Origin of the sequence: Amycolatopsis sp. FBCC-B4732 (assembly GCF_023008405.1) — a bacterium.
In the GTDB taxonomy this organism is placed as follows: Bacteria; Actinomycetota; Actinomycetes; order Mycobacteriales; family Pseudonocardiaceae; genus Amycolatopsis; species Amycolatopsis pretoriensis_A.
On sequence record NZ_CP095376.1, the window covers coordinates 2120680 to 2146972 of the forward strand.

At 72.6% G+C, this 26293-nt stretch carries 24 protein-coding genes; 16 read left to right on the forward strand and 8 right to left on the reverse strand.

Going from position 1 to position 26293, the window contains the following annotated elements; all coding sequences use genetic code 11:
- The first annotated feature begins 15 nt into the window (after window positions 1–15).
- From MUY14_RS09100 to MUY14_RS09115, 4 genes are all read left to right on the forward strand, one after another.
- Window positions 16–606 carry a TetR/AcrR family transcriptional regulator gene (locus MUY14_RS09100; protein ID WP_247022425.1) on the forward strand — a complete coding sequence of 197 codons (591 nt, stop codon included), beginning with the start codon at window positions 16–18 and terminating at the stop codon, window positions 604–606.
- 235 nt (window positions 607–841) lie between these two features.
- On the forward strand, window positions 842–1384 hold the full coding sequence (locus MUY14_RS09105) for a hypothetical protein (protein ID WP_247022426.1): 543 nt from the start codon (window positions 842–844) through the stop codon (window positions 1382–1384).
- A gap of 429 nt (window positions 1385–1813) precedes the next feature.
- The gene (locus MUY14_RS09110) at window positions 1814–2389 is read left to right on the forward strand and encodes a TetR/AcrR family transcriptional regulator (RefSeq protein WP_247022428.1); all 576 of its coding nucleotides are present in this window, start codon (window positions 1814–1816) and stop codon (window positions 2387–2389) included.
- Window positions 2386–3663, forward strand: coding sequence for a DUF3237 family protein (locus MUY14_RS09115; protein WP_247022430.1), 1278 nt, complete (start codon window positions 2386–2388; stop codon window positions 3661–3663). The genes MUY14_RS09110 and MUY14_RS09115 overlap by 4 nt, the downstream gene beginning before the upstream one ends.
- Before the next feature lie 13 nt (window positions 3664–3676).
- Here MUY14_RS09115 and MUY14_RS09120 read toward each other — a convergent pair whose 3' ends face one another.
- From MUY14_RS09120 to MUY14_RS09135, 4 genes are all read right to left on the reverse strand, one after another.
- Entirely contained in the window at window positions 3677–4798 is a 1122-nt protein-coding gene (locus MUY14_RS09120; RefSeq protein WP_247022432.1) for an epoxide hydrolase family protein, read from the reverse strand.
- Between the two features lie 40 nt (window positions 4799–4838).
- Window positions 4839–5657, reverse strand: a complete 819-nt coding sequence (locus MUY14_RS09125) for a family 1 encapsulin nanocompartment shell protein (RefSeq protein WP_247022433.1) — start codon at window positions 5655–5657, stop codon at window positions 4839–4841.
- Between the two features lies 1 nt (window position 5658).
- Window positions 5659–6210 carry a hemerythrin domain-containing protein gene (locus MUY14_RS09130; RefSeq protein ID WP_247022434.1) on the reverse strand — a complete coding sequence of 184 codons (552 nt, stop codon included), beginning with the start codon at window positions 6208–6210 and terminating at the stop codon, window positions 5659–5661.
- Window positions 6211–6389: 179 nt separating this feature from the next.
- Entirely contained in the window at window positions 6390–6722 is a 333-nt protein-coding gene (locus tag MUY14_RS09135) for a DUF3253 domain-containing protein (RefSeq protein ID WP_247022435.1), read from the reverse strand.
- Between the two features lie 116 nt (window positions 6723–6838).
- Between MUY14_RS09135 and MUY14_RS09140 the strand changes: the two genes are divergently transcribed.
- Complete coding sequence (locus MUY14_RS09140; RefSeq protein WP_247022437.1) at window positions 6839–7432, forward strand: TetR/AcrR family transcriptional regulator; 594 nt, start codon at window positions 6839–6841, stop codon at window positions 7430–7432.
- A 67-nt stretch (window positions 7433–7499) separates the two neighbouring features.
- The gene (locus MUY14_RS09145) at window positions 7500–8189 is read left to right on the forward strand and encodes a type 1 glutamine amidotransferase domain-containing protein (RefSeq protein WP_247022438.1); all 690 of its coding nucleotides are present in this window, start codon (window positions 7500–7502) and stop codon (window positions 8187–8189) included.
- A gap of 33 nt (window positions 8190–8222) precedes the next feature.
- Here MUY14_RS09145 and sigC read toward each other — a convergent pair whose 3' ends face one another.
- Entirely contained in the window at window positions 8223–8789 is a 567-nt protein-coding gene (gene sigC / locus MUY14_RS09150) for an RNA polymerase sigma factor SigC (RefSeq protein ID WP_247022439.1), read from the reverse strand.
- Window positions 8790–8851: 62 nt separating this feature from the next.
- Here sigC and MUY14_RS09155 point away from each other — a divergent pair, with 62 nt between their 5' ends.
- From MUY14_RS09155 to MUY14_RS09170, 4 genes are all read left to right on the forward strand, one after another.
- Window positions 8852–9583, forward strand: coding sequence for a zf-HC2 domain-containing protein (locus MUY14_RS09155; protein WP_247022440.1), 732 nt, complete (start codon window positions 8852–8854; stop codon window positions 9581–9583).
- Between the two features lie 697 nt (window positions 9584–10280).
- On the forward strand, window positions 10281–10505 hold the full coding sequence (locus MUY14_RS09160; RefSeq protein WP_247022441.1) for a hypothetical protein: 225 nt from the start codon (window positions 10281–10283) through the stop codon (window positions 10503–10505).
- Window positions 10506–10610: 105 nt separating this feature from the next.
- On the forward strand, window positions 10611–11960 hold the full coding sequence (locus tag MUY14_RS09165) for a PepSY domain-containing protein (RefSeq protein WP_247022442.1): 1350 nt from the start codon (window positions 10611–10613) through the stop codon (window positions 11958–11960).
- Window positions 11957–12571, forward strand: a complete 615-nt coding sequence (locus tag MUY14_RS09170; protein WP_247022443.1) for a DUF5134 domain-containing protein — start codon at window positions 11957–11959, stop codon at window positions 12569–12571. Before MUY14_RS09165 ends, MUY14_RS09170 begins: the two co-directional genes overlap by 4 nt.
- Before the next feature lie 210 nt (window positions 12572–12781).
- On the opposite strand, the gene MUY14_RS09175 is transcribed toward MUY14_RS09170, so the two are convergent.
- Window positions 12782–13231 (reverse strand): hypothetical protein, encoded by a 450-nt coding sequence (locus MUY14_RS09175; RefSeq protein WP_247022445.1) that lies wholly within the window; start codon window positions 13229–13231, stop codon window positions 12782–12784.
- Between the two features lie 587 nt (window positions 13232–13818).
- Between MUY14_RS09175 and MUY14_RS09180 the strand changes: the two genes are divergently transcribed.
- The gene (locus tag MUY14_RS09180) at window positions 13819–14556 is read left to right on the forward strand and encodes a cytochrome c oxidase assembly protein (protein ID WP_247022446.1); all 738 of its coding nucleotides are present in this window, start codon (window positions 13819–13821) and stop codon (window positions 14554–14556) included.
- An 11-nt stretch (window positions 14557–14567) separates the two neighbouring features.
- Complete coding sequence (locus tag MUY14_RS09185) at window positions 14568–16793, forward strand: cation-translocating P-type ATPase (RefSeq protein WP_247022448.1); 2226 nt, start codon at window positions 14568–14570, stop codon at window positions 16791–16793.
- Window positions 16794–16802: 9 nt separating this feature from the next.
- Here the strand turns inward: MUY14_RS09185 and MUY14_RS09190 are convergent, their stop codons facing one another.
- On the reverse strand, window positions 16803–17372 hold the full coding sequence (locus tag MUY14_RS09190) for a sigma-70 family RNA polymerase sigma factor (RefSeq protein WP_247022449.1): 570 nt from the start codon (window positions 17370–17372) through the stop codon (window positions 16803–16805).
- 134 nt (window positions 17373–17506) lie between these two features.
- Here MUY14_RS09190 and MUY14_RS09195 point away from each other — a divergent pair, with 134 nt between their 5' ends.
- From MUY14_RS09195 to MUY14_RS09205, 3 genes are read left to right on the forward strand one after another with little or no spacing between them, the layout of a single operon-like run.
- Window positions 17507–17713: a heavy-metal-associated domain-containing protein gene (locus MUY14_RS09195; protein ID WP_247022451.1), complete on the forward strand. Its 207-nt coding sequence runs from the start codon at window positions 17507–17509 to the stop codon at window positions 17711–17713.
- Between the two features lie 15 nt (window positions 17714–17728).
- The gene (locus MUY14_RS09200) at window positions 17729–17881 is read left to right on the forward strand and encodes a hypothetical protein (protein WP_247022452.1); all 153 of its coding nucleotides are present in this window, start codon (window positions 17729–17731) and stop codon (window positions 17879–17881) included.
- A gap of 41 nt (window positions 17882–17922) precedes the next feature.
- On the forward strand, window positions 17923–20130 hold the full coding sequence (locus MUY14_RS09205) for a cation-translocating P-type ATPase (protein ID WP_247022453.1): 2208 nt from the start codon (window positions 17923–17925) through the stop codon (window positions 20128–20130).
- Here the strand turns inward: MUY14_RS09205 and MUY14_RS09210 are convergent.
- Window positions 20115–21140 carry an MBL fold metallo-hydrolase gene (locus MUY14_RS09210; RefSeq protein WP_247022455.1) on the reverse strand — a complete coding sequence of 342 codons (1026 nt, stop codon included), beginning with the start codon at window positions 21138–21140 and terminating at the stop codon, window positions 20115–20117. The genes MUY14_RS09205 and MUY14_RS09210 overlap by 16 nt on opposite strands.
- A gap of 223 nt (window positions 21141–21363) precedes the next feature.
- Here MUY14_RS09210 and MUY14_RS09215 point away from each other — a divergent pair, with 223 nt between their 5' ends.
- Window positions 21364–26217, forward strand: coding sequence for an RHS repeat-associated core domain-containing protein (locus MUY14_RS09215; RefSeq protein ID WP_247022456.1), 4854 nt, complete (start codon window positions 21364–21366; stop codon window positions 26215–26217).
- Window positions 26218–26293: the final 76 nt, after the last annotated feature.

Here is a 26293-nt window from a genome sequence, read left to right on the forward strand (position 1 = left end):
CGAGGTAGCTGCCGGATGGCCGGACGAAAGCAGTTCGACGTGGAGGTCGTCCTCGACGCGGCGATGGTCCAGTTCTGGCGGGCCGGCTACGCCGACACCTCCGTGGACGACCTGTGCCGGGCGACCGGACTGAACCGCAGCTCCATCTACTCTTCGCTGGGCGACAAGGATTCGCTGTACCTGCGCTGCCTGGACCGCTACGCCACGCGGTACGGCGACCGGTACGACCAAGCCCTCTCGGGCGCGTCCCACGATCCGCTGCGCGCGGTACGCGCCTTCTTCGACGTCACCCTTCAGCGCATCGCGGACCCCGACGTGCCAGACGGCTGCCTGATCGCCCAGACCACGATGGCGATCCCGGCCCTGAGCCCCGCCATCGCCGCGCGCGCGATCCAGGCACTCGACACCCAGCAGGCGCGGCTGCGGACCGCTCTGACCGCCGCGAAGCTGCCCCGTGCCGACGCCGCCGACTTCGCTGTCCACCTCGCGGCGGTCAACCAGTCGGTGGCCGTGATGAGCCGGGCCGGCGCGAGTCGGCGGCAGCTCCGCACGATCGTCGAGGTCAGCCTGGGCGCGCTCGGGCAAGCCGTGCGTCCTCAGAGCTGACCGGTCTCGCTCGGCGATGGCCCGATCGACGCTGGCTCCCGCCGCCCGGCGGTGCCGGCCCAGCTCCCATCAGCAGCTTTCGACGCGGGCTGCACGGTCGGACACCGGCTGAGAGGTCGATGTGCACCACATGTGGGAGTCGTGGACGGGCGCTGAGCGAGTGGTCACCGCCGGCTCGTCCACCGCGGAGAGGTGCAGGTGGTTTCGCGAGATCATCCGGCCCTAAGGTGGTCCGGTGCGAACGAGGCTGCGGACGCTCCGCATCGGGGAGCGGACCTACACCTGGCGGGCCACGATCGGTCAGGTTGCCGGCGACGGAGTCGACCAGCACCGCTGTGTCCGGGTGCGCGCCTGGGGTGCCGGGAAGACCGGCCTCGCCCTGGAGGCCGACTTGCTTTCGAAAGCCACCGGGGCCGGCTGGACCCCGGCCGCGACTGACGGCTCCTACCCGGCGTCTGCCGACGTCCGGCGCCTCATCGAGCACGCGCTGGCCCTCGGCTGGGACCCCGGGATGCTCGGCGGTACCTTTCGGCTCACCGAAGAGCACGGGGTGGAGCTGCCGGGCTTCCTGCTCACCGATCGGGTGCGCGACCCGGGTGCACCAGACCCGACCGCGCGGGTGATCCGGGCGGCCGGAGCCCAGGACCGCCTCGGTAGCAGCGCGAACCTCCCGGGGGTGATGCAGGATCGTCCAGGCGTTCCCGGTGCGGCCCACCCAGCGAGAGGTGATCTGGAAGTTATCGCGCCGGCGATGGGAGAACCATGCGTTCCCGAGTGACCGATATGCGGCACGAGCGGGCTGTCCCGCACGTACCGAAAGCGGGCGCTCTGGTGGAACACATCCCCGGTGACGTGGAGTTCCTCAGTGTGGAGAGGGGGAGTCGCACTTCCCGCCCGGCCGAAGACTACCCACTCGCCCGGCGATCACCCCGATGACGGCGCGAGAAGGGGAACGACGGCCCGCCGACCTGCCCGCGGCCGTCCTGCCCGCCGAGCAGCTCCGCACTCAGCGGCACGAGAGCGCGTTCTTCGCGAAGCGTGAAAGCTCGTCGGAGCAACAGCGGACGTCTTGGCTGTCGCGGCGCAGAACTGCCACCAGAGACCGCGGGGTACGACCGCCGGGGTCGGCCAGATGCCCTGTGAGCGGGCAGTGCCGAGCAGTCGTGAGCACTTGCCATTTTATTGACAGCTGTCCATCATCAGGGGTGTGACCGTCGAGTGGACGACCGCCGAGCCGGCCAAGGACCGCCGGGTTCGCCGGTCGCGGGCGGCCTTGATGCGGGCCGCGATCGACCTGGTCGGCGCTCGGGAGTCGGCGAACGTCCCGGTCTCGGACATCGCGGCCGCGGCCGACGTCAGCCGGCAGGTGCTCTACCTGCAGTTCGGTGATCGCGACACGCTGCTGCTGGAAGCCGCGCTGGATCTGGTGCGGCGGGAGCTCCTCGAGCCGCTGACCCGCCGTCCCGGCGGTGGCCGCGCGTCGACGCTGGCGCTGGCGACGCACTTCGCCGCCCACCGCCGGTTCTACCGCGCCATGCTGACCAGCTCGTCCGCGTTCGCCCTGAACAAGGCGCTGACCAGCCTGTTCGTCCCGATCAACCGGCGCTACGCGAGCCGGGTGCGCACCGGTGAGCAAGCGGTCGACGACCTGGCCGCGTTCATCACCGGCGGGGCTGCCGCGCTGGTCAACACCTGGGTGGTCGAGGGCGCGGACCCGCTCGACCCCGAGGAGTTCACCGACCGGCTGATGCGGATCCACCCGGCCCTCGAGGAGCGCCGATGACCCATCCCGAGCTTGCGATGGAGCTGGTGGCGAAGCTGGAGGTGCTGATCGCCGAGCCGATCGACGCCGGCGCCACCCCGGCCGGCCACCGGCGCGTCATCCCGATCACCGGCGGCACCTTCACCGGCCCGCGCGTCACCGGCGAGGTGCTCGGCGTGGGCGCGGACTGGAGCGTCGTGCGCGGCGACGGCGTCGCGGTCGTGACGGCGCAGTACCTGATCCGCACGGACGACGGTGTCGTGCTGACCGTGACCAACACCGGTGCCTTCACCCGGCAGGGGATCGTCACGAGCCCGCGCATCGAAGCCCCGGAAGGCCCTTATTCCTGGCTCAACGACGCCGTGCTTCCACCAGATCCGCACGAAGTGAGGTCGCCTGTGTCGATCCTGTCCAAGCCGTTCGTCGCCGACACCGTGGCCCGCCTGATGGCGGCGGGTGCCGCGCGCGTGCAGAAGCCCCGTCCGCTGTTCCCCGAAATCCCGGGCCGCACCGGCGAACTCGCGATCCCGACGCGGCACGGCCCGATGCCCGCGACCCGCTACCGCCCGCCGGGCAAGGCGAAGGGCGTCTACCTCAACGCGCACGGCGGCGGTTTCGTGGTGGGCGGCGCGATCGCCGACGACCCGCTCTGCCGCTACCTGGCCGAGCACGCGGAGGTGCTCGTGGTCAACGTCGACTACGCATTGGCTCCGCACAAGCGTTTCCCGGCTCCGTGCGAGCAGGTCTACGACGCGCTCAGGTGGGCGGCGTCGCCCGATCGCGAATGGGCGGGCGCGCGGCTGTGCGTCGGCGGTCAGAGCGCGGGCGGCTCACTCGCGGCCGCGGCGTCCCGGCTCGCGCTGCGTGACGGCGGCCCGGAGATCGCGTTGCAGGTGCTGCACTACCCGCCCCTGGACCTGGTCACCCCGGCGGCCGACAAGCCCGCCCGCGACGACCGGGTGGTGATCCGGCCGTGGATGGGGGAGGTCTTCAACACGGCGTACATCCCCGACGTCGCCCGCCGGACGGACCCGTTGGCGTCCCCGGCCTGGGGCACCAACGCCGACGACCTGTCCGGCATCGCCCCGGCGCTGGTGATCACGTGCGAGCACGACCGGCTGCGCGCGGAGGCGGTGACGTACGCGGGCAAGCTCGAGAAGGCGGGAGCCTTGGTGGAGCACTACGACATCCGCGGCGTGGACCACGGCTACGACCTGCTGGACGGCGAGCCGGAAGTGGTTCGCGGGGTGTACGAGTTCCTGGCCCGGCACGTCGAACGCGCGGTGACCGCGTGACCGGCGCTGCGAGTCAGCGGACCAGCCGGAAGAACCCGCGCACCTGCTCGACCAGCGAGTCCGGCTGCTCCAGCGCGGCGAAGTGACCCCCTCGCGGCAATTCCTCGAACCAGCGCAGGTCGGTGAACCGCCGCTCGGCCTCCCGGCGCGAGGGGCGCGTGATGTCGCGTGGGTAGACCGACAGCCCCGACGGTGCGGTGACTTCGTCCCGGAAGCGCGCGAAGCTCTCCCAGTACAAGCGCGCCGACGACGTGGCCGACGCGGTGAACCAGTAGACCGAGATCTCGTCGAGGATCTGCTGCCGCGACACCGCGTCCTCGGCGTGGCCGTCGTTGTCCGTCCACGCCCGGAACTTCTCCGCGATCCAGGCCGCCTGGCCCGCCGGGGAGTCGGTCAGGCCGTAGCCGAGCGTCTGCGGCCGGGTCGCCTGGATCGCCGAATAACCCCGGCCGGTGCGCTGGAATTCCTGCTCGGCTTCGAGGTTCGCGAGCTCGGCGGGGGTCGGGTCGTCGAACACGCCCGCCGCCACCGATCCCAGGTTCACGTGCACGCCGGCGACGCGCTCGGGCGCGACTTCGCCCAGTGCGCCGGACACCGCCGAACCCCAGTCACCGCCCTGCGCGCCGTACCGCTCGTAGCCCAGGGAGACCATCAACGCGTCCCAGGCGCGCGCGGTGCGCGTGAAGCCCCACCCGGCCGTCGACGGCTTGTCGCTCCAGCCGTACCCGGGCAACGACGGCGCGACCACGTGGAATGCGTCCGCCGGGTCCCCGCCGTGCGCGCGCGGGTCGGTCAGCGGGCCGAACACGGCCAGGAACTCGAGCACCGAACCCGGCCACCCGTGCGTGAGCACCAGCGGGAACGCGTCCGGCTCCGGCGAGCGGACGTGGACGAAGTGGATGCCCAGCCCGTCGATCGCGGAGCGGTACTGGGGGAAGGCGTTCAGCCGCGCGGCGAACCCGAAGTCGTAATCCTCGGCCCAGCTGCGGCACAGCTCCCGCGCGTACCCCAGCGGCACACCCTGCGACCAGTCGTCCACCGGCTCGGGTTCGGGCCACCGGGTCCGGCGCAACCGGTCACGCAGATCCGCGATCTCGGCCTCGGTGATGCCGGCCTCGAACGGCTCGGCGGCCATGGGAAGACTCCTTCGCTGTCGAGGCGCCGTTCGTGGCCGGTCAGGGGGCCAGGGTGATGGCGGCGTCGGGTTCGACGACCCGGAAGCTGAAGCTCTCCTCCAGGTAGAGCGCCACCGTTTCGGCGTCGTGGTGGCTGTAGCCCACGGCGAGGTCCTGGCCGAGCTCGAGGGAGAAGCCGCCGCTGTCGAGGCTCACGATCAGCGCGCCTTCCAGGCCGGGGGCACGCACGACCTTGCCGCCGCCCAGGACGCGGCGGAGGTGATCGAACAGCAGGTAGCCGCCGTGCTCGGTGCTCTCCACGATCCGCGTGTAGCCGTCGGGGGCGATCGCGAGACCGTACGGTCCCTTGATGCCGGCCTGGCGCAGGGTGTCCACCGCGCGGGCGACGACCCCGGGGTAGGCGTCCGGGTCGTCGCCGAGCGACGGGGTGTCGTACGGGGAGGTTTCGGTGATCCCGGTGATGCCGGCCGCGGCCCAGCCGTGGAAGACGGCGTGGTTCTCGATCATCGCGATCTGCTTCGCCGCGCGGTCGAGGTCGTCGAACTCGAGGTCGTCGGCGCCGCGCTCGGCGTCGTCCAGCTCTTCGCGCGACACCGTGAACGGCACCCGCACCTCGGTGAGCGGCAGCACCCGCCGTTGCCGGACCACCGCGCCTTCGCCCAGCCCGGCCAGCGACCCGGCGGCGACGGTGGCGGTCCGCCCCAGGTCCGTGGCGGAGTGCCGCCAGCCGTGCGGCCCGGCCACGTCGACGAGGCGGCGGGCCGCCAGGTGGGTCTGCAGCCGCTCCTTGGCCTCGGCGTCGACCTCCTTCCAGCCCGCGTCGGTGATCGGGGCCAGGTCGCGCATCAGGTGGTTCATGTCAGTCCTGTTCCTTGAGGCTGCCGATGCCGAGCGAGGCGTCGGCCGGACGGTCTCCGAGCTCCTGTTCGACGTACTCCCGCGGGTCGAGGTCGCTGACGTCGAGGTCGCGAGCACCCTCGTGCTGCCGCTTGAACTCGACGAACCGCCGGCCGAGCTCCTCGCGCAGCCCCGGGTCGGCGTGGCGCCGGAAGTCGGAGAGGCCTTCGTCCTCCTCCTCGGCCATGTGCTCGCTGTTGGCGAACCGGGCCTTGTGCACCGCCGCGTGCCAGGCGGTGCTGCCGACCGGGTGCAGGGCGGCCTCGTGGACGCCGTCGCGGATGTCGTTGTGGTCGCCGATGGCGTCGAGCGTCTCCTCCTCGGCGTCTTCGCCGTGGCGCAGGAGGTGGGGGTAGAAGATCTCTTCCTCGGCCCGCGCGTGCACGTCGAGCAGGTCGGCCAGCGGCTGCCAGACCTCGGCCAGGTCGGCCGGGTCGGTGAGGTCGTCGAGCCGGGCGAACTGGCGCCGGAACCAGTCGTGGTCGTCGAGGATGAGGCTGGTGATGTCGGCCATTTCGCATTCCTACCCCACCAGGGGCCTGGCGCAAACCTGAGGACGGGTGACCAGGACCGGCGCTCGTCGTGGTCCGTTTTCCGGATCACGGATTCTTTTGCGGCCGACTTGGGTAAGTTGCTCCCGCGGGCCCGGTCATCACCTCCCCCCTCGGTGACCGGGCCCGTCTCCACGCCTGGCTAGGGGGTGGCCCGGATCCGGATCGGCCCGTGCCAGTCTTCGTCCGGGTCGAGCACGCGGTTCCCCTGGGTGATGCGCACCGCACCGGCCCTGGCCAGCTCCCGTGCGAGTTCGCGGGCCTCCGGCACCAGCGGCTGCCACTCGTCGGCGACCGCCCGCGCCGCGTCGGAAGGGCACGTGCTGCGGTCGGCTCCGCGCCCGATGGCCAGCGCGAGAATGGCGGCGCGCAGCTGGTCTCGCGGCGTCGTGGCGGTCAGGGCGAGCCGGGCTTGCGCGGCGCCGGGGCCGTCGCCGTCCTGGACTCGCCGGAGTTCCTGCCGCGGGCCGCTCACCGGACCACCGTACTCAGGGGAGTAGTGCTCCGGGTGTCCGGCGAGCGGGACGTCCTCCCGCCGGGGAGGGCGGTCGTTCTAGACGACCGGTCTAATCTGCTGCTAGGGTTAGTGCCGTGCCGACCGCAGCAGGGAGCACCGACACTCGCCGGAGCATCCTCGATGCCGCCCAGCGGATCATGGGGCACAAGGGGTACGCCGCGGTCGGCATCAACGAGGTGCTCGCCGAGGCGAAGGTGCCGAAGGGGTCCTTCTACCACTACTTCGCCTCGAAGGACGCGTTCGGCGAGGCGATGATGAAGGCGTACTTCCAGGAGTACCTCGCCGACATGGACCGCATCCTGGAGCGGCGCGGCTCGCCCGCCGCCGAGCGTCTGATGGCCTACTGGCAGCAGTGGCACGAGACGCAGAGCCTCGACGAGTGCCACGGCCGGTGCCTCGCGGTGAAGCTGGGTGCCGAGGTGGCGGACCTGTCGGAGGCCATGCGCCTCGCCCTCAAGGAAGGCACCACCGCCATCGTCGATCGCCTCGAGCAGGTGATCGGCCAGGGTTCGGGCGACGGGTCCCTGACGATCGCCGGGGACGCCCGCTCGCTCGCGGAGGTCCTGTACGACATGTGGCTCGGGGCCAGCGTGCTGGCCAAGATCCACCGTGACCGCGGGCCGCTGGACACCACCATGGTGGCCACCCGGCGGTTGCTCGGCCTGTAATGCCCCCTTTTCCGACGCCGGATGCGTGTCCAGCCGGAGACGACCGGTCTAATAGCAGGAGGAAACCGTGAAGGTTCTCGTCGTTCTCACCTCGCACGACCAGCTCGGCGACACCGGGCGCAAGACGGGCTTCTGGCTCGAAGAGCTGGCCGCGCCCTACTACCGCTTCAAGAACGCCGGGTGGGACATCGTGCTCGCCTCGCCCCGGGGCGGGCAGCCGCCGCTGGACCCGGTCAGCAACGAGCCGGACGCCCAGACCGACGACACCCGCCGCTTCGAAGCCGACGCGGAGGCCACCACGGCGCTCGCGAACACGGTGCGTCTCGACTCCGTCGTCGCCGACGACTTCGACGCGGTCTTCTACCCCGGCGGGCACGGACCGCTGTGGGACCTGGCCGAGGACGAGAACTCCGCCCGGCTGATCGAGACCACCTTGCGTTCGGGCAAGCCGGTCACGCTCGTCTGCCACGCTCCCGGCGTGCTGCGCCACACCACCGCGGAAGACGGCACGCCCTTGGTGCGGGGCAAGAAGGTCACCGGCTTCGCCGACACCGAGGAAGCCGCGGTCCAGCTCACCGACATCGTCCCGTTCCTCGTCGAGGACGAGCTGAAGAAGCTCGGCGGGGTCTACTCCAAGACCGCCGACTGGGAGTCCTACGTGGTGCGTGACGGCCTGCTGATCACCGGCCAGAACCCGGCTTCCTCCGCGCCCGCCGCGGACGCGCTCATCGAGCTGCTCGGCCGGCGCGCCGGCTGACCCCGGACACGGCCGCCGTCCCGCCGGATCGGCTCAGACGACGTTGTCCCGCTCGTCCCGCGCGGCGAGGAGGTCTTCGCGGGCGCGGGCGACGCGGGAGCGGACTGTCCCGATCGGACAGTCGCAGATCTCGGCGGCTTCGGCGTAGGAGTACCCGAGGACCTGGGTGAGGACGAGGGCCTCCCGGCGGTGCGGGTCGAGCTCGTCGAGCAGCAGGCCCAGCTCGACGACGTCCTCGAAGCCGCGGCCGGTGCGGCGGGCGGACTCGGCTTCGGCCGCCGCTTCCCAGTCCTGGCCGAAGGATCGCGGGCGGACCGAGCGGGCGCGGAAGTGGTCGACCACGACGTGCCGGGCGATGGACAGCAGCCAGGTGCGGGCGGAGGAACGTCCGGCGAACCGGGCCAGGGCGGTGACCGCCCGGACGTAGGTCTCCTGGGTGAGGTCGTCGGCGGCGGTCGTGTCGGTGAGGTGCGCCACGAACCGCCACACGTCGGCCTGCGTGGCGCGGACCCACGCTTCGAAGGCGCCCTGGTCGCCGCGGACGGCGGCCAGCGCGAGCGCGGTGATCCGCTCGTCGTCGCGGTCCCTGCGGGAGGTCACGAACGGACACGGTAGCCGACACCCGCGGGAACCGGGACCGCCCGGTGGGCGACTATTGGGGTGTGGACTGCTCCGAACTGCGCGAATCGATTTCGGCCCGGGTCGACGGTGAGCAGCCGGTCGTGCCGGGCGAAGTGATCGACCGGCACCTGGCCGGGTGCCCGGCGTGCCGGGACTGGCAGGAGCGCGCGGTCGCGCTGCGCCGCCTGACCCTGGTCCGGGAGGCACCGCGGGTGCCCGACCTCACGGACCGGATCCTGGCCGAGGTGCCCGCGCCGCGGCCCCAGCGGTGGGGCCTGCGGGTGGCGCTCGGCCTGGTCGCGCTGGCGCAGAGCGGGCTCGGGCTGGCCGAGCTGCTGGGCGCGGACGTCGGGCACGCGGCCCACGGCGGCCTCGCCGTTGCGGTGCACCTCGGCAACGAGAGCGCGGCCTGGAACGTCGCGATCGGCATCGGGTTGCTGTGGGCCGCGCTGCGCCCGGCGACCGCCGCCGGGCTGCTGCCCGCGCTGAGCGGGTTCGTGGTGGTGCTCGGCCTCGTCTCCGGCGTCGACCTGACGACCGGGCAGGTCGCGTTCGACCGCGTCGCGTCGCACGGGCTCGTCGTCGCCGGGGTCGCCCTGCTGTTCGCGGTGCGCCGGCAGCACCGGCGGCAGACCGCACCCCCTGCGGCCGACCGGCTTCCGGCGCCGGACAGCGCGGACACCGACGCTCCGGATGCGTCCGCGCCCCGGTCCGGTGACCGGCCGCAGCGGCGTCGCTTCCCGCAGCGGCCTACCGGTCGGCATGCGGCTTGAGGTCTGCGGGGTCCGGCGTTTCGGATGTGTCGGCGCCCCGGTCCGGTGACTGGCTGCAGCGGCGTTGCTTCCTGCAGCGGCCCGCCGGTCGGCATGCGGCTTGAGGTCTGCGGGGTCCGGCGTTTCGGATGTGTCGGCGCCTCGGTCTGGTGACCGCTTGCAGCGAGGTCGCTTCCTGCAGCGGCCTACCGGTCGGCATGCGGCTTGAGGTCTGCGGGGTCCGGCGTTTCGGATGTGTCGGCGCCCCGGTCCGGTGACTGGCTGCAGCGGCGTTGCTTCCTGCAGCGGCCCGCCGGTCGGCATGCGGCTTGAGGTCTGCGGGGTCCGGCGTTTCGGATGTGTCGGCGCCTCGGTCTGGTGACCGCTTGCAGCGAGGTCGCTTCCTGCAGCGGCCTACCGGTCGGCATGCGGCTTGAGGTTCGCGGGGTCCGGCGTTTCGGATGTGTCGGCGCCTCGGTCTGGTGACCGCTTGCAGCGGCGTGGCTTCCTGCAGCGGCCCGCCGGCCGGCACGCGGCCTGAGGCCCGCGGACACCGAAGCTCCGGACGCATCCGCACCTCGGTCCGGCGATCGGCCGCAGCGGCGTCGCTTCCTGCAACGGCCCACTGGTCGGCACGCGGCCTGAGGCCTGCGGGAACCGAAGCGGCCCGCCGGCCGACTACCGGGTGAGGGGATCGACCGACGAGGAGCTGATCACCATGTCCGAACGGGGTTCCGGCCTGCGGCACATCGCCACCTTCTGCGGTCAGTGCGACTGCGGGTGCCCGGAGTTGTACCTGGCCGAGGGTGCGCCCGCGGAGCGCGCGGTGGTGATCACCGACGACTTCGGGCAGCGGATCGAGATGAGCCGCGAACAGCTGGCGGTGCTCGTCGCCGACGTGAAGTCGGGCGTCCTGGACGCGGTGCTCGTCCCGGTGGGCTGAGCGGGCCGGCACCCGACTTCTCCGGTGAGCCGGGTCACCCGGTTGCCGGGAACCAGCTGCCTCCGCGAGCCGACCTTGTGCAGGAGGGCGGACGGAAGGAGCCCGATGTCCATCGACCAGAACGCGAACGAGCTCGCGCCGGATCAGGAACTCCCGGCCGAGCCGCCCGAACCCCGGCTCGGCTGGGCCGGAGTCCGTCCGCTGCTGCTGCGCCTGCACTTCTACGCCGGTGTCTTCATCGGGCCGTTCCTCCTCGTCGCCGCCGTCACCGGGCTCGCCTACGTCTGGGCGCCCCAGGCGGAACAGGCGGTCTACGACCACGAACTGCACGTCCCGGCGGCGGCCACGACGGTTCCGCTGGACCAGCAAACCGCGGCGGCCAAGGCGCTCGTTCCGGACGGCACCCTCACCGGCGTCCGCCCCGGCCCGGCCCCGACCGACACGACGCAGGTGATCTTCACCCGCCCCGGCCTGGAACCCAGCTTCCACTGGACGGTGTTCGTCGACCCGCACACCGGCGACGTCCGGGGACAGCTGGAGACCTACGGTTCGGGGCAGGCGATGCCCTTGCGCGGCTGGATCGACGTCCTGCACCGCAGCCTGCACCTGGGCGATTTCGGGCGCCTGTACAGCGAACTCGCGGCCAGCTGGCTGTGGGTGGTCGTGCTCGCCGGGCTCGCGCTCTGGTTCGGGCGGGTCCGCCGCAAGCGCGCCGCGGCCGCCAGCCCCCGCGCCAAGCTGCTGACCTGGCACGGCCGGACCGGCTTGATCCTGGCCATCGGGCTGCTGTTCCTCTCGGCCACCGGGCTGACGTGGTCGGAGTACGCCGGGAACAGCATCACCGAACTGCGCACGCAACTGGACTGGACCACTCCGTCGGTGTCCGCGGCGGTACCCGAGACGAGCGGCCGGGACATCGGTTTCGACGGCGCCCGCGAAGCGACGCTGCGAGCCGGGCTGACCGGCCCGGTCGAGGTCCGCCCGCCGGCCGGGCCCGGCAAGGGTTACGTCGTCGCGCAGCTGGGCCGGAGCTGGCCGGTGCAGGCCGATTCGATGGCCGTCGACCCGGCGACCGGGCGGATCACCGACACCCTGCGGTTCGCGGACTACAACCTCGCGGCGAAGCTGAGCACGTGGGGGATCGACGCCCACATGGGCTTCCTCTTCGGGATCTGGAACCAGATCGTGCTGACGCTGCTGGCGGTCGCGCTGATCTGCGTGATCGGCTGGGGCTACCGGATGTGGTGGCTGCGGCGCCCGACCCGCGGTGACGCCCGCGCGGGGCGGCCACCGGCCCGGGCCACGTGGCGGAAGATCCCGGGACGGGCGCTGGCGCCGGCGTTGGCCGTGGTCGCCGTCGTCGGGTACTACCTGCCGCTGTTCGGCTTGTCGCTGCTGGGTTTCCTCATCGTGGACGGCGTGCTCGAGGCGCGGCGGCGGAAGGTGGCCGCATGATCACCGCGGAAGGTCTGCGCTGGATCGTCACCGCGGTGTTCGCGCTGACCGGAGCGTTCTGCGCCTACCGTTGCCTGCAGGACAGAACCGCGGGGGAGCGCACCGGTGACGTGCTGCACGTCGTGATGTGCGCGGCGATGGTCGCGATGGCGTGGCCCGCGACGATGAGCTTCGCCCGCTGGCCGCAGACGGTGTTCTTCGCCCTGGCCGCGGCCTGGTTCGTGGGCGTGGCGGTGACCGGCGCGTCGCACGGGGAGCACGGCGGCCGCCGGGCGGCGCTCTACCACGTCGTGATGATGGCGGCCATGGCATGGATGGTGTTCGTGATGCCGCGGGCGATGAGCGGCATGGCGGGGCCCGGCGGCACGATGGAGATGGCGGGACACCCGGGGATGGTGATGCCCGCGGCCGGCGCCGCCGCGAGCACCCCCGCGGACGTCACGACCGTCGCACTGGTGCTCGTGGTCGTCTTCGTCGTGGCCGGGCTGGTGTTCCTGGCCCGGGCGATCGACGAGGCGCGCGTGTCCCGGCCGCCGCTGCGCAGCCTCGGCAGCGGGGCGAACGGGGCGATGGCGCTGGGCATGGCGCTGATGTTGCTGACCATGGCCTGACCCGGACCGTCCTCAGTGGACTGTGTTGTGGCCCACAGCCGGGAACCGCGGCCGGGGCCGGTCCGACGGCTGAGGGGTGACGACGTCCCGGTTCCGCGCCGCGGTCGTGACGGCGGTGGTGGCCGGGCTCGCCCTGGTGCTGCTCGTCGTCGCCACCGCGGGCGATGTGTACGCGCCCTTGGGCAACGCCGATCCGGGACCGCTGACCACCTACGGCTTCGCGGTCGTCCGGTTCGCGGCCGACGCGGCCGCGGCCGGGTGCTTCGGCGGGCTGGTGTTCGCCGCGTTCGTCGCGCCCGGCCGGCGGGGCGGGGCCCTGTCGGCGGATTCGTACGCGGCGAGCCGGCTCGCCGCGGGCAGCGCGGCCTGCTGGCTGGCGGCCGCGGTGGTCGCGGTGCCGTTCTCGGCCGCGAGCGCGTCGGGCCTGCCGGTGTCCCGGGTCCTGCGGCCCGAGGTCTTCCTGGCCACCTTGAGCGCCACCGAGGAGCCCAAAGCCTGGTTGTGCGTGGCGGTCGCCGCCGCCGCGGCGACGGTGCTGGCGTGGCCGGCGATGGCCTGGCGCACGGTCGTCGCCGCGGCGGTGGTCGCGGGTGCCGGGCTGCTGCCGCTGGTGGCGGTGGGCCACGTGTCGGTGGGTGCGGGGCACGACGTGGCGACCAACGCGATGTTCTGGCACGTACCCGCCGCGAGCGCGTGGCTCGGCGCGGCGGTCGCACTCCTGGCCCGGCTTCGCCGCGGACCCGCGGAGCTCGTGCTGCGGCGCTACCACCGCCTGTCGCTGACCTGCTTCGTGGTGACCGCCTCCTCGGGCGCGGTTTCCGGGTTCGCGCTCGCCCGGCCCGACGGGCTGGTGAGCCGCTACGGGCACGTCCTCGCGGCCGAGACCGTCCTGCTGCTCGCCGCCGGCATCGGCATCGCCGTGTGGCGCCGGCGCCGGTCGGGTTTCCTGCTGGTCTTGGCGGAACTGGTCCTGCCGGCCCTGGGCACCGGTGGCTCGGCGGCGCTGACCGCGCTCGTGCCGCCGTCGTTCGTGAACCACCCGGCAACGGTGCAGGAGACCGTCCTCGGCTACGACCTCGACGCGCCCGGGACCGCGGCGGGGCTCCTCGGGGACTGGCGGCCGGATCTGCTGTTCGTCCCGCTCGCCGCGGTCGCGGTGACGGCGTACCTGCTCGGGGTCCGGCGACTGCGGCGCCGCGGCGACCACTGGCCGCCCGGCCGCCTGGCTCGCCGGGTGGGTGCTCGTCGTGGTCGTCACGTCGTCCGGCCTCGGGGTCCAGGCACCGGGGACGTTCAGCCTGCACATGGTCACGCACATGGCGCTGAACATGTTCGCGCCGGTGCTGCTGGTGCTCGGCGGCCCGGTCACCCTCGCGCTGCGGGCTCTCCCCGCGGGCGAGCACGGCGACGTCCCCGGTGCGCGGGAATGGGTCGTATCGCTGCTGCACGCCCCGGTGACGCGGTTCTTCGCCCACCCGGCGACCGCGGCGATCCTGTTCGCCGGGTCGTTCTACGCGCTGTACTTCTCGGGCCTGTTCGGTGAAGCGATGCTCTACCACTGGGCGCACCAGCTGATGAAGGTCCACTTCCTGGCGTCCGGCTACCTGTTCGCGTGGGTGGCCGTCGGCACCGACCGGACCCCGCGGCCGCTGCCGCACCTGGTGCGACTGGGAATGCTCTTCGCGGTGATGCCGTTCCACGCGTTCTTCGGCGTCATCCTGATGAGCAAGCAGACCGTGCTCGCCGCCACCTACTACCACTACCTCGCGCTGCCGTGGGCCGGCGACCTGCTGGCCGACCAGCGGCTCGGCGGCGGGATCGCCTGGGCGAGCGGGGAAATCCCGATGGTGGTGCTGGTCGTCGCGCTGCTGGTGCAGTGGGCGCGCGACGACGAGCGCAAGGCCCGCCGCGCCGATCGCCACGGCGACGGTGACTTCGACGCCTACAACGCGATGCTCGCCGAACTGGCGGCACGCCGGAACTGAGGAGATCCCGCATGTCCACCACCACCCCGGTCGCCGGGGAGGTCCGCACGGTCGAGCTGGCCGTGACCGGAATGACCTGCGCCGCCTGCTCGGCGCGCGTCGAACGCACCCTGAACAAGCTCGACGGCGTCCGCGCGTCGGTCAACTACGCGACCGAGCGCGCCACCGTGCACGTCCCCGCCGCGCTCGGCGACGACCTGCTCCTCGAGCGCGTCCGCAAGGCAGGCTACGGCGCCCACGTCCGCGGTCACGACGACGAAGACCGCACCGCGGGCCGGGTGCGCGACCTGCGCCGCCGGTTGTTCGTCGCGGCGCTGCTGGCCGTGCCGCTGGGCAACCTCTCCATCACGCTCGCGCTCGTGCCGTCGCTGCGGTTCGCCGGCTGGCCGTGGCTCTGCCTCGCCCTCGCCGTACCGGTGGTGTTCTGGGCCGCGCTGCCGTTCCACCGCGCGACGCTGCGGAACCTGCGGCACCGGTCGTCCAGTATGGACACCCTGGTGTCGCTGGGGGTCCTGGCGTCGTTCGCGTGGTCGGCCTGGGCGACGCTCTTCGGTGGCCACGAACCCGGCTACTGGGTCGGCTTCGGCCCGACCGCGGCCGGCGCCGACGCGATCTACCTCGACGTCGCCGCCGGCGTGACGACCTTCCTGCTGGCCGGCCGTTACTTCGAAGCCCGGTCCCGGCGCAGCGCGGCCGGGCTGCTGGCCGCCCTCGACGCCCTCGCCGCCAAGGAAGTGCGTGTCCTGCGCGACGGTGTCGAGGTGATGGTGGCGGTGGGTGAGCTGGCCGTCGGCGACCGGTTCGTCGTCAAGCCCGGCGAGGCGTTCGGCGCCGACGGCGTCGTCGAGAGTGGACAGTCCACAGTGGATGTAAGCGCGGTCACCGGCGAGCCCGTGCCCGCGGAAGTCGCGCCGGGTGATCGCGTCGTCGGCGCGTCGGTGAACCGCGACGGCCGCTTGGTGGTGCGCGCGACGGCCGTGGGTGCGCACACCCAGCTCGCCCAGATGACGGCGCTGGCCGAACGGGCCCAGGCGCGCAAGGCGTCGGTGCAGCGGCTGGTCGACCGGATCTGCGCCGTGTTCGTCCCGGTCGTGCTCGTGCTCGCCGCGCTGACCCTCGGCGGGTGGCTGCTGACCGGGCACCCGGTGCGCGACGCCTTCACCGCTGCCGTGTCGGTGCTGATCATCGCCTGCCCGTGCGCGCTCGGACTGGCAACTCCGACCGCGCTGATGGCGGGTGTCGGGCGCGGTGCGCAGCTGGGCATCCTGATCAAGGGCCCGGACGCCTTGGAAGCCAGCCGGGAGGTGGACACCGTCGTGCTGGACAAGACCGGCACCGTGACCACCGGCCGGATGACCGTCACGGCGTGCCGGCCGGCCCCCGGCCGCACCCGCGGCGACCTGCTGTGGTTCGCCGGGGCCGTCGAATCGGGTTCCGAACACGCGATCGCGGCCGCCGTCGTGACCGCGGCCCGCGCGGAACTGCCCGCACTGCCGGACGTCGACGCGTTCGCGGCGTTGCCCGGTCTCGGTGCGGAGGCCACTGTGGACGGTCACGCGGTTCTCGTCGGCAGCCCGCGGCTGTTCGGCGAGCGAGGCATCGCCGTGGAGTTCGAGACGCTCTCGGGCGTGGCCGTGCCGGTGCTCGTCGCCGTCGACGGCGAACCCCTCGGGGTGCTCGAGGTCCGCGACGTCGTCAAGCCGTCCGCCGCGGCGGCGGTGGCGGCGTTGCGGGCCCGGGGCTTGCGGACCGTGCTGCTGACCGGCGACCACGAGGTGGCGGCCCGCGCGGTCGCCGCCGAGATCGGCGTCGACGAGGTCCGCGCCGGGGTCCTGCCCGCGGGCAAGGCCCACGCGATCGACGAGCTGCGGGCCACCGGCGCGCGGGTCGCGATGGTGGGCGACGGGATCAACGACGCCCCGGCCCTGGCCACCGCCGACCTCGGCATGGCCATGGCCCGCGGCAGCGACATCGCCCTGCGCTCGGCCGACCTCGTGCTGATGCGCGACGACCTGCGCGTGGTGCCGGACGCGATCCGGCTCGCCGACCGGACGCTGCGGATCATCCGCGGCAACCTGGCCTGGGCGTTCGGCTACAACGTGGCGGCACTGCCGCTCGCGGCCCTGGGCTTGCTCAATCCGCTCATCGCGGGCGCGGCCATGTCGCTGTCGTCGGTCCTGGTGGTCTCCAACAGCCTGCGGCTGCGGTCGTTCGACGCCTCCGGGGAGGTGAAGTAGCGCGGTGGTTCAGCCGGCGGCGTTGCGCCGCACGGTCTTCTCGCGCATCGCTTCCGCGAGGTCGTCGCGCGCCCGCGCGACCCGGGAGCGGATCGTGCCGACCGGGCAGCCGACGACCTCGGCGGCGTCCACATAGGACAGTCCGAGGGTCTGGGTGAGCAGGAAGGCGTCCCGCCGGTCCGGCTCGAGCGCGGCGACGAGGTGGTCGAGCAGCACGCGTTCTTCGAAAGCGGTGCCTTCGGCGCCCCGGCCCGCGTCGGCCTGCCAGTCGGCGGGCGTGGCCGGACGGGGGCGGGCCCGCACGGCGCGGATGTGGTCGGCCACGACCCGCCGGGCGATGCTCAGCAACCACGTCCGTGCCGAAGATTCCGCGCGGAAGCGGCCGAGACCGCCCAGCGCCCGGAGGTAGGTCTCCTGGGTCAGGTCGTCGGCGGACTGGGTGTCGCTCAGCGCGGCCACGAACCGCCAGACGTGCGGCTGGGTCGCCCGCAGGAAGCGCTCCAGCGCGTCCCGGTCGCCGCGGCCGGCGAGCCGGGCCCAGTGCGTGATGTCGGCATCGTCGGATGGCTGTGGCCTCACACCGGCTAGTACGCGGATCGAGCCGGGATGGTTCAAAAGAAGTCGCGGGAACCATTCCGTCGTCCGGGCCGACCTTTGTTGCAGCGAGGCCACTGCCTCGGCAGGAGAAGGCCACGGCCCCGGAAGGCATGACGATGACTCGAAGCACATACGTGGTGACGGGAATGACTTGCGGACACTGCGTCGCGTCCGTCAAGGAAGAGGTCGGCGAACTGCCCGGGGTCCGTGACGTCGACGTCGACCTGAACTCGGGCCGCGTCCTCGTGACCAGCGAAGGCGTGCTGGCGCCGGAGCGGATCGAAGGCGCGGTCCAGGTCGCGGGCTACCGACTCGTCCGATGACCGGGAGCGGCCGTCATGCCGGCTTCGGCCAAGGTGAGCGGGTTCGCACTGCTGCCGGGACTCGTGTTCGGCCTGGCCTGGCTGCCGGGCAGCCTCGCCGGCCCGAGCCCGTCACCAGCCCCATCCCCGCCCTCGGTGCCCGGCATGCGGATGCCCGGGAATCCGTAGCGGCCCCGCCGGCCCAGGAGGTCGAACTCGTCGTCGGCGGGATGACCTGCGGTTCGTGCGCGGCGCGGATCGAGCGCAAGCTCAACCGCCTCGACGGCGTCGAGGCCACGGTCAACTACGCCACCGGGAAGGCACTGGTCGCGGTGCCGGCGGCGCGGACCGTCGACGACATCGTCCGCACCATCGAAGCCGCCGGCTACACCGCGCAGCCGCCCGCGCCACCCGAACCGGACGTGCCCGCGGAGCCGGCGGGCCCGGACCCGCTGCGGCAGCGGCTGCTCGGCTCGGCCGTGCTGAGCGTGCCGGTGATCGTCCTCGCGATGGTCCCCGCGTTGCAGTTCCCCACGTGGCAATGGGTTTCGCTCGTGCTGGCCACCCCGGTCGTGGTCTGGGGCGCGTGGCCGTTGCACCGCGCGGCCTGGACCAACCTGCGCCATGCCACCGCGACCATGGACACGCTGGTGTCGATGGGCGTCGCCGCGGCGTTCCTCTGGTCGCTCTACGCGCTGTTCTTCGGCGGTGCGGGCACCATCGGGATGCGCCACGAGTTCGAGCTGACCCTGGCCGCCGACCACGACCTGGACGGCATCTACTTCGAGGTCGCCACCGGCGTGACGCTGTTCATCCTCGCGGGCCGGTTCTTCGAGTCCCGGTCGCGCCGGCGGGCCGGTGCTGCGCTGCGCGCGTTGCTGGACCTTGGCGCGAAGTCCGTCTCCGTGCTCCGAGGCGGCCGTGAAGAGCGGATCCCGATCGAGCGGCTGCGGGCCGGCGAGCGGTTCGTGGTCCGGCCCGGCGAGAAGATCGCGACCGACGGCGTCGTCGAGGAAGGCGACTCCGCGGTCGACCTCAGCCTGGTGACCGGCGAAGCCGTCCCGGTCGAGGTGTCCGCCGGGACCCCGGTCGTCGGCGCCACGGTCAGCATGAGCGGCCGGCTCGTCGTCCGCGCGACGCGCGTCGGCGCGGACACCCGCCTCGCGCGGATCGCGGCGATGGTCGAGCGGGCGCAGGGCGGCAAGGTCGACGTGCAGCGGCTGGCCGACCGCGTGTCCGCGGTGTTCGTACCCGTGGTCATGGCGCTTTCCTTGGCCACCTTGGCGTTCTGGCTCGGGACCGGGGCGGACACCGCGGTCGCGTTCACCGCGGCCGTCGCGGTGCTGATCATCGCGTGCCCTTGCGCGCTCGGCCTGGCCACGCCGACGGCGCTGCTCGTCGGCACCGGCCGCGGCGCCCAGCTCGGCGTCCTGGTCAAGGGACCGGAGATGCTGGAATCGACCCGCCGCGTCGACACCGTCGTGCTCGACAAGACCGGCACGGTCACCACCGGCAAGATGAGCCTGGTCGCCGTGCGCACCGTCGACGGCGTCCCGGCCGACCTGGCGCTGCAGCTGGCCGGGGCGCTCGAGAACGCGTCGGAGCACCCGATCGCCGACGCGGTGGTGTCGGCGGCGACCCGGCGGTTCGGCTCGGTGGGGGAGGTCCTGGAGTTCCGCAACGTCGCCGGTTTCGGAGTCCTCGGCCGGGTCGACGGGCACCGCGTCGTCGTCGGCCGGCCCGAGCTGATGCACCGGCTCTCGGTGCGGCTGCCGTCGTCTCTGCTGGCGGCGAAGCAAAAGGCGGAGCACGCCGGGCACACCGCGGTCATCCTGGCTTGGGACGGCTGCGCCCACGCCGTGCTGGTGGTGGCCGACACGGTGAAGCCGACGTCGGCGGCCGCGGTGTTCCAGCTGCGGCGGCTCGGCCTGACGCCGATCCTGCTGACCGGCGACAACGAGGCCGTGGCCCGCGCGATCGCCCGCGAGGCCGGCATCACCGACGTCATCGCCGGAGTCTCGCCCGAGCAGAAGGTCGACGTGATCGCCGGCCTCAAGGCCCAGGGCCACGTCGTGGCGATGATCGGCGACGGCGTCAACGACGCGGCCGCGCTCGCCTCGGCGGACCTCGGGCTGGCGATGGGCACCGGAACCGACGCGGCGATCGAGGCCGGCGACCTGACGCTCGTCCGCGGCGACCTGCTGGCCGCGGTCGACGCGATCCGGCTGTCCCGCCGGACACTGGGAACGATCAAGGCGAACCTGTTCTGGGCCCTGGCCTACAACGTCGCGGCGCTGCCACTGGCCGCGGCGGGCCTGCTCAACCCGATGATCGCGGGCGCGGCGATGGCGCTGTCGAGCTGCTTGGTGGTGTCGAACAGCCTGCGCCTGACCCGCTTCCGGCCCGCGGGCGACCGGCCGGGCTATGCCGCGTTGTAGCGGCGCGCCGCCGGTGTCTCGTCGAGGGTGACGCGGCCGAGGTGGGCGAGGACGTCGAGGTGGGCCTCGATCTCCATGACCGCGGACAGCTGGTGTTCGAGCTGGAGTGCGTCGAGCTGCCGGCGGTGCCGGGTCCACGGCAGCTGCCGGGCGACCTCGTAGGCGTTGGTGGCGCCCGCGACGAGCAGTTCGTTGACTTCGTCGAGGCGGTCGCGGTGGTGGTCGAGGATCTCGTGGACGCGGGTGTGGGTGCTGGTGCCGACGGGACCGTGCGCGGGCAGCAGCACCGTGTCGGGCCGCGCCAGCAGGAGCTTGAGGGAGGAGATGAACGAGCGCAGCGGCGTCGCCTCGGGAGCGACCTCGAAGCCCAGGGACGGGGTGATGGCCGGCAGCACGTGGTCGCCCGCGAACAGGACGCCGGCGGGGGAGTGGGCGTAGACGACGTGGCCGCGGGTGTGGCCCGGGGTCGCGATCACTTCCAGTTCGCCGTCCCGCACCGGGATCCGGTCGCCGTCGCGGAGCCAGCCGTCCGGGGGTCCGTAGGGGGTGCCGGCCCCGGAGACGTCGATCGCGAGCACCCGCTCGGCCAGCTCTTCGGCGCCGCAGCGGGCCAGGAGTTCCGGGTGGTTGGGGAACGGGCTGGCCGTGTCGAAGCCGTCGATGCTGAACCGCTCGTTCTCGCCGATCCGCAGCTGGACGCCGAGGGTTTCGCGCCACGCGAAGGCCTGGGTGTAGTGGTCCCAGTGGTGGTGCGTGGCGAGGCAGACGCGCACGTCGCCGAGCCGGTGGCCCAGCTCGGCCAGCGCGGTCGTGACGGCGCGTTCGTTGGCCGGGCCCGCCCAGCCGGGATCGATCAGCACGAGGCCGTCGGGGCCTTCGAGCACGTAGGCGTTCACGGTGGTCAGGCCGGTGATCGGCAGGGGCAGCGGGATGCGGTGGATGCCGGGCGCGACCGGGTGCGCGCCGGGGGTGGTCCAGTCGTCCGGCTGGTCGATCGCGTTCGCGGGCATGGGCTGTCCTAGCTGGTTGCGTAGCGTACGCAACGACGTTACCGGGCCGGGTGTCCCGCTCGATCCTGCTTGTGACATATGTCGGTGCTCCGCCGAAGTCGCCTGACCCGTTCGGGAAGTCCGCAGGAGTCGAACGGGCAAGCCGCGGCGGTGTCGCGACCTGCCTCCTATCGGGTCACTAAGATCATCCGAATGCTGAACCTGGGCAGGGGAGTCGGTCGCCGTGGGTAACCCGTTGGTCGCGCAGACGCAGGATTCGACCAAGGCGTACTCCGGGGTGCCGCTCCTCGAAGACGCCATCGGCCTGAAAGACGCCATCGAGAGCGGTGACTGGGCCTCGGTGGCGATGGGCGCCGTCGGCACGGCCCTCGACGCGCTGACCGCGGTGATGGACCCCTTCGGCGCGATCTTCGCCGCCGGGGTCGGCTGGCTGATCGAGCACGTCGGCCCGCTCAAGGAGGCGCTCAACGCCCTCACCGGGAACGCCGACGAGATCGCCGCGCAGTCGCAGACCTGGAACAACATCGCCAAAGAGCTCGAAGACGTCTCGACCGAGCTGACGAACGCCGTCAAGGCCGACCTCGTCGGCTGGCAGGGACCCGCCGCCGACAACTACCGCAAGCGGGCCGAAGACACGTCCGGGCTGCTGGCCGCCGCGCAGAAGGGCTGCGAAGGCGCCGGGAGCGGCGTCAAGACCGCCGGCGAGGTGGTGGGCGCCGTCCGCACACTGGTGCGCGACATCATCGCCGAACTCGTCGGGCACCTGATTTCGTGGGCGCTGCAGGTGGTGTTCACCCTCGGCATCGGGCTGACCTGGGTCGTGCCGCAGGTCATCGCCGCCGTCGCGAAGACCGCGTCGAAGATCGCGAGCCTCACGACCAAGCTCGTCAAGGCGCTCAAGGCCCTGGTCCCGCTGCTGAAGAAGGCCGGCACCCTGTTCGAGGACGCCGCCAAGGGGCTGAAGAACATCAAGGGCGGGAAGGTCGGCCCGCCGGGCAAGCCGGGGAAGATCGACGGCAACCCGAAGTCCCCCGACGTCAAGGACGGCAAGGGCGGCAAGGACGGCGACTCCACCACCACCTCCGGTGACCACTCGGGCGGCACCGGGGACAAGACCCCCGGCGACCCCCCGGGCGGCGGCGGCAAGGACGGCGGCGGGGGCAAGGACGGCTCCACCTCGACGTCGGGCGACCACTCGGGTGGCAACGGGAACAAGGCCCCGAGCGACCCGCCGCCCGCGAAGGACCCCGGGAAGGACGGCGACACCGGCGGCGGTGGCAAGGACACCTGGGAGTGCAAGACCGACCCGGTGGACATCGCGCGCGGCAACGTCGTGATCGACCAGGTCGACCTGGAACTGCCGTCGCCGCTGGTGCTGGAGCGCCTGCACGTCTCGTCCTACCGCGCCGGCCGGTGGTTCGGCCCCAGCTGGGTGTCCACTGTGGACCAACGGCTGGCGGTGGGCCGCGAACGCGTCCGGTGTTTCGCCGCGGACGGCACCACCCTCGTCTACCCGCTCGCCGAGCCGGGCGCGCCGGTGCTTCCCGTGGACGGGCCGCGGCGCCCGCTGACCCGGCACGCCGACGGCAGCTACACCCAGTCCGATCCCTTGCGCGGCCGGGAACTCCGGTTCGCCGCGCTGCCGGGCCGCGGATCCGCCGAACTCGTCCTGCGGTCGGTCACCGACGCCGACGGCGCCCGGGTCGAGTTCGACTACGACGCTCTCGGCGCACCGCTGGCCCTGCGGCACTCCGCCGGCTACCGGGTGGAACTGGAGACCGAAGGCGGCCGGGTCACCGCCGTCCACGTGACCGACCCGGCCGGCCAGGCCCGGGTCCTGGTGCGGCGCTTCGGCTACGACGAGCTGGGCCGCCTGACGCAGGAGTTCAACGCCTCCGGCCGCCCGCAGGTCTACGACTACGACGCCGCGGGCCGCGTCACCGGCTGGCAGGACCGCAACGGCACCTGGTTCCGCTACGTCTACGACACGTCCGGCCGCTGCGTCCGCACCATCGGCGACCGCGGCTTCTACGACGCCGAGTTCGCCTACGACACGCAGCGGCGGGTCACGACCTTCACCGACTCCCTCGGCCACGCCGGCGAGTACCACTTCAACGAAGCCAACCAGCTCGTCCGCGAGGTCGGCCCGCTGGGCGGGGTCACCACGTCCGAATGGGACCGCGACGACCGCCTGCTGTCCCGCACCGACCCGCTGGGGCGCACGACGTCGTTCGCCTACGACGAGCGGGGCGCCCTCCGGTCGGTGACCCGGCCGGACGGCTCGCTCCTGCGGGTCACGCAGGACGCCGCCGGACTGACGATCGAGACCACCGCGGACGACGGCGTCGTGCTCTCCCGCTTCTACCCGCGCGACGAGCTGCCGGATCCGTTCACCGAGACCCTCGGCATCGCGAAACCGCTGACGTCCGAGCAGGCCGCCTGGACGCGCGGGGACGAAGAGCCGCCACCGGTGGACCGGGACGTGTTCGGGCGGCCCCGGTCGGTGCTCAACCGGTCCGGGCAGCCCGTGGTCCTCGGCTGGACCCCCGACGGCGGCGAACGGCTGCGCGTGCGGCCCTCCGGGGTGCGCGAGTCCCGCGGCTACGACGCCGAGGGCAACGAGGTCGAGCACGTCAACGGCGCCGGGCTGGCCGAACGGACCGAGTACGGCCCGTTCGACCTGGTCACCGCGACGATCGACGCGTCGGGCGCCCGGACGACCTACAGCTACGACACCGAGCTGCGGCCCAGCACGGTCACCAACCCGCTCGGGCAGAGCTGGACCTACCGCTACGACCCCGCCGGGCGGCTGGTCGAGGAGACGGACTTCGACGGCCGCACGCTCCGCTTCGGCTACGACGCCGCGGGCCGGCTCGTCCGGTCGGCGAACGGGGCGGGCGAGCAGACCGAATACGTCCACGACGTGCTCGGCAACGTCGTCGAGCGCCGCTCCCCGGCCGGCACGACCCGGTTCGCCTACGACGCGGTCGGCCGGATGACCGCCGCGGTGATGGGCGACGTCGAGCTCCGCGTCACCTACGACGGCGAGGGCACCGTGCTCGGCGAGTCGGTCGACGGCCGGACGCTGACCCACGTCCACGAGGCCGACGGCACCGTACGGCGGCGCACTCCGTCCGGAGTGGACAGTGTGTGGACCTTCGATGCCGCCGGGCGGCCCACAGCGCTCGTCGTCGCCGGGCACACCGTGCGCTTCGAGCACGATGCGGGCGGCCGGGAGGTCGCGCGCACCGTCGAGGGCGGGGTCGCGCTCACGCAGGTGTTCGACGTCGACGACAACCTGGTCGGCCAGTCGGTCCAGGCCGCCGGGGCGACGCCGCGGCACCGCCGGTTCAGCTACCGGCCGGACGGGCTGCTCGCCGGGATCGACGACGACGTGGCCGGGCCGACCCGGCTCGTGCTCGACGCCACCGGCCGGGTCACCGAGGTGCACGGCGCGACCGGCAGCCAGGCCTACCGCTACGACCCCGCCGGGAACGTGGTGGAGACGAGGGAGCCCGGCCAGGTGCCGAGCGCGGGTCCGCGCCGGTACGCGAACAACCGGCTGGTTTCCGCCGGCGCCGTCGCCTTCGACCACGACCCCCAGGGCCGCGTGATCGCGCGGAACGAGGGCGGCCGCACCTGGCGGTACCGGTGGGACAGCCAGGACCGCCTGCTCTCGGTCACGACCCCCGAGGGCGACCAGTGGTGGTATCGCTACGACCCGATCGGCCGCCGGATCGGCAAGCAGCGCGTGGTCACCTCGGCCACCGGCGCCCGCGTGGTCGCCGAGTCCTACGAGTTCACCTGGAGCGGCGCGCTGCTGGTGGAGCAGGTCCACGTGGACGCGGCGCAGACCCGGCGCGTCACCGTCTGGGAGTACCACCCCGGCGACGACCGGCCGGTCGTCCAGGTCGAGCGCGCGGCGACGCTGCAGGACCGGTTCTTCGCGATCGTCACCGACCTGGTCGGCAGGCCGACCGAGCTCCTCGACGCGGCGGGAACGGCGGTCTGGCGCGGGAACGCGAGCCTGTGGGGCCGCGAGACCGGCCCGGCGGCCACCCCGCTGCGGTTCCCGGGGCAGTACGCCGACGCCGAATCGGGGTTGCACTACAACGTCTTCCGCTACTACGACCCGTCGACCGGCCGGTACCTGAGCCAGGACCCGCTCGGGCTCGGGCCCGCCCCCAACCCGGCCGCCTACGTCGACAACCCGCTTGCGGAGCGCGACCTGCTCGGCCTCGCCTGCAAGAAGGGCGGCGGCAAGAACAAGACGAACGACCAGCCCGGCGGCGGCGACAACGCGGGCAACATCCCCCGCGGCGGCGGGAACAAGGGCAAGGGCAAGAACGACGAGACACAGGCCAGCGGCTCCGGCGGTGCCGGCAAGTCCGACACGCATTCGTTCGGCAAGCAGGACGGCACCGAGGTGCAGGTCGACTCCCACCAGGGAAAGCACCAGGCAGGCAACCAGAGCTTCGGCATGAAGTACACGGGCGGCTCGGGGACGAAGTTCCCGGACAACGTCAACGACAAGTGGCACAAGGACTACTTCTCCAAGGAAGTCGCCAAGTACAGCAACGACCCCGCGTACGCCAAGCACGGCACGGAGGGCAAGAACCCCGGCTCGATCGACCAGAACGTGAACGCGAAGAAGAGCGATCTCGACGCGCACCAGGAGAGGGTCGACGAGCTCGAGTCGGAGCTCAACGCGAAGAAGGCCGCCTACAAGAACGCCTCGGCGGAGGACAAGCCGGCGGTCATGGAGGAAGGCAAGAAGCTCAACCAGCAGTTCAAGGACGCGAAGGCCGACCGGGACAAGGCGGAAGCGGACTACAACGACGCCAAGGCGGAGCGCGAAAGCTACGACGGCAACCGCAAGTCCGTCCAGTACGACAAGGACGCGAAGGACGACGGCGTCCAGTACGACATGACGTCGTACTGGAAGCCGGACGGCCACGGCGGCGGCAACTGGGTCACGACCTACCACTGCAACCCGGCGGTCCCGAAGGGCGGCAGTGTGGAGAAGGACTGGTGGCAGCCGCACGGGAAGGGCATCGCGAAGGAGTTCGGGCTGTGACCGTTCGACGCGGGTGGTCGTGAAGTCCGGACATCGTGGACACCGGCCGGCCTGAACGGCGGCCGGTGAATCGACG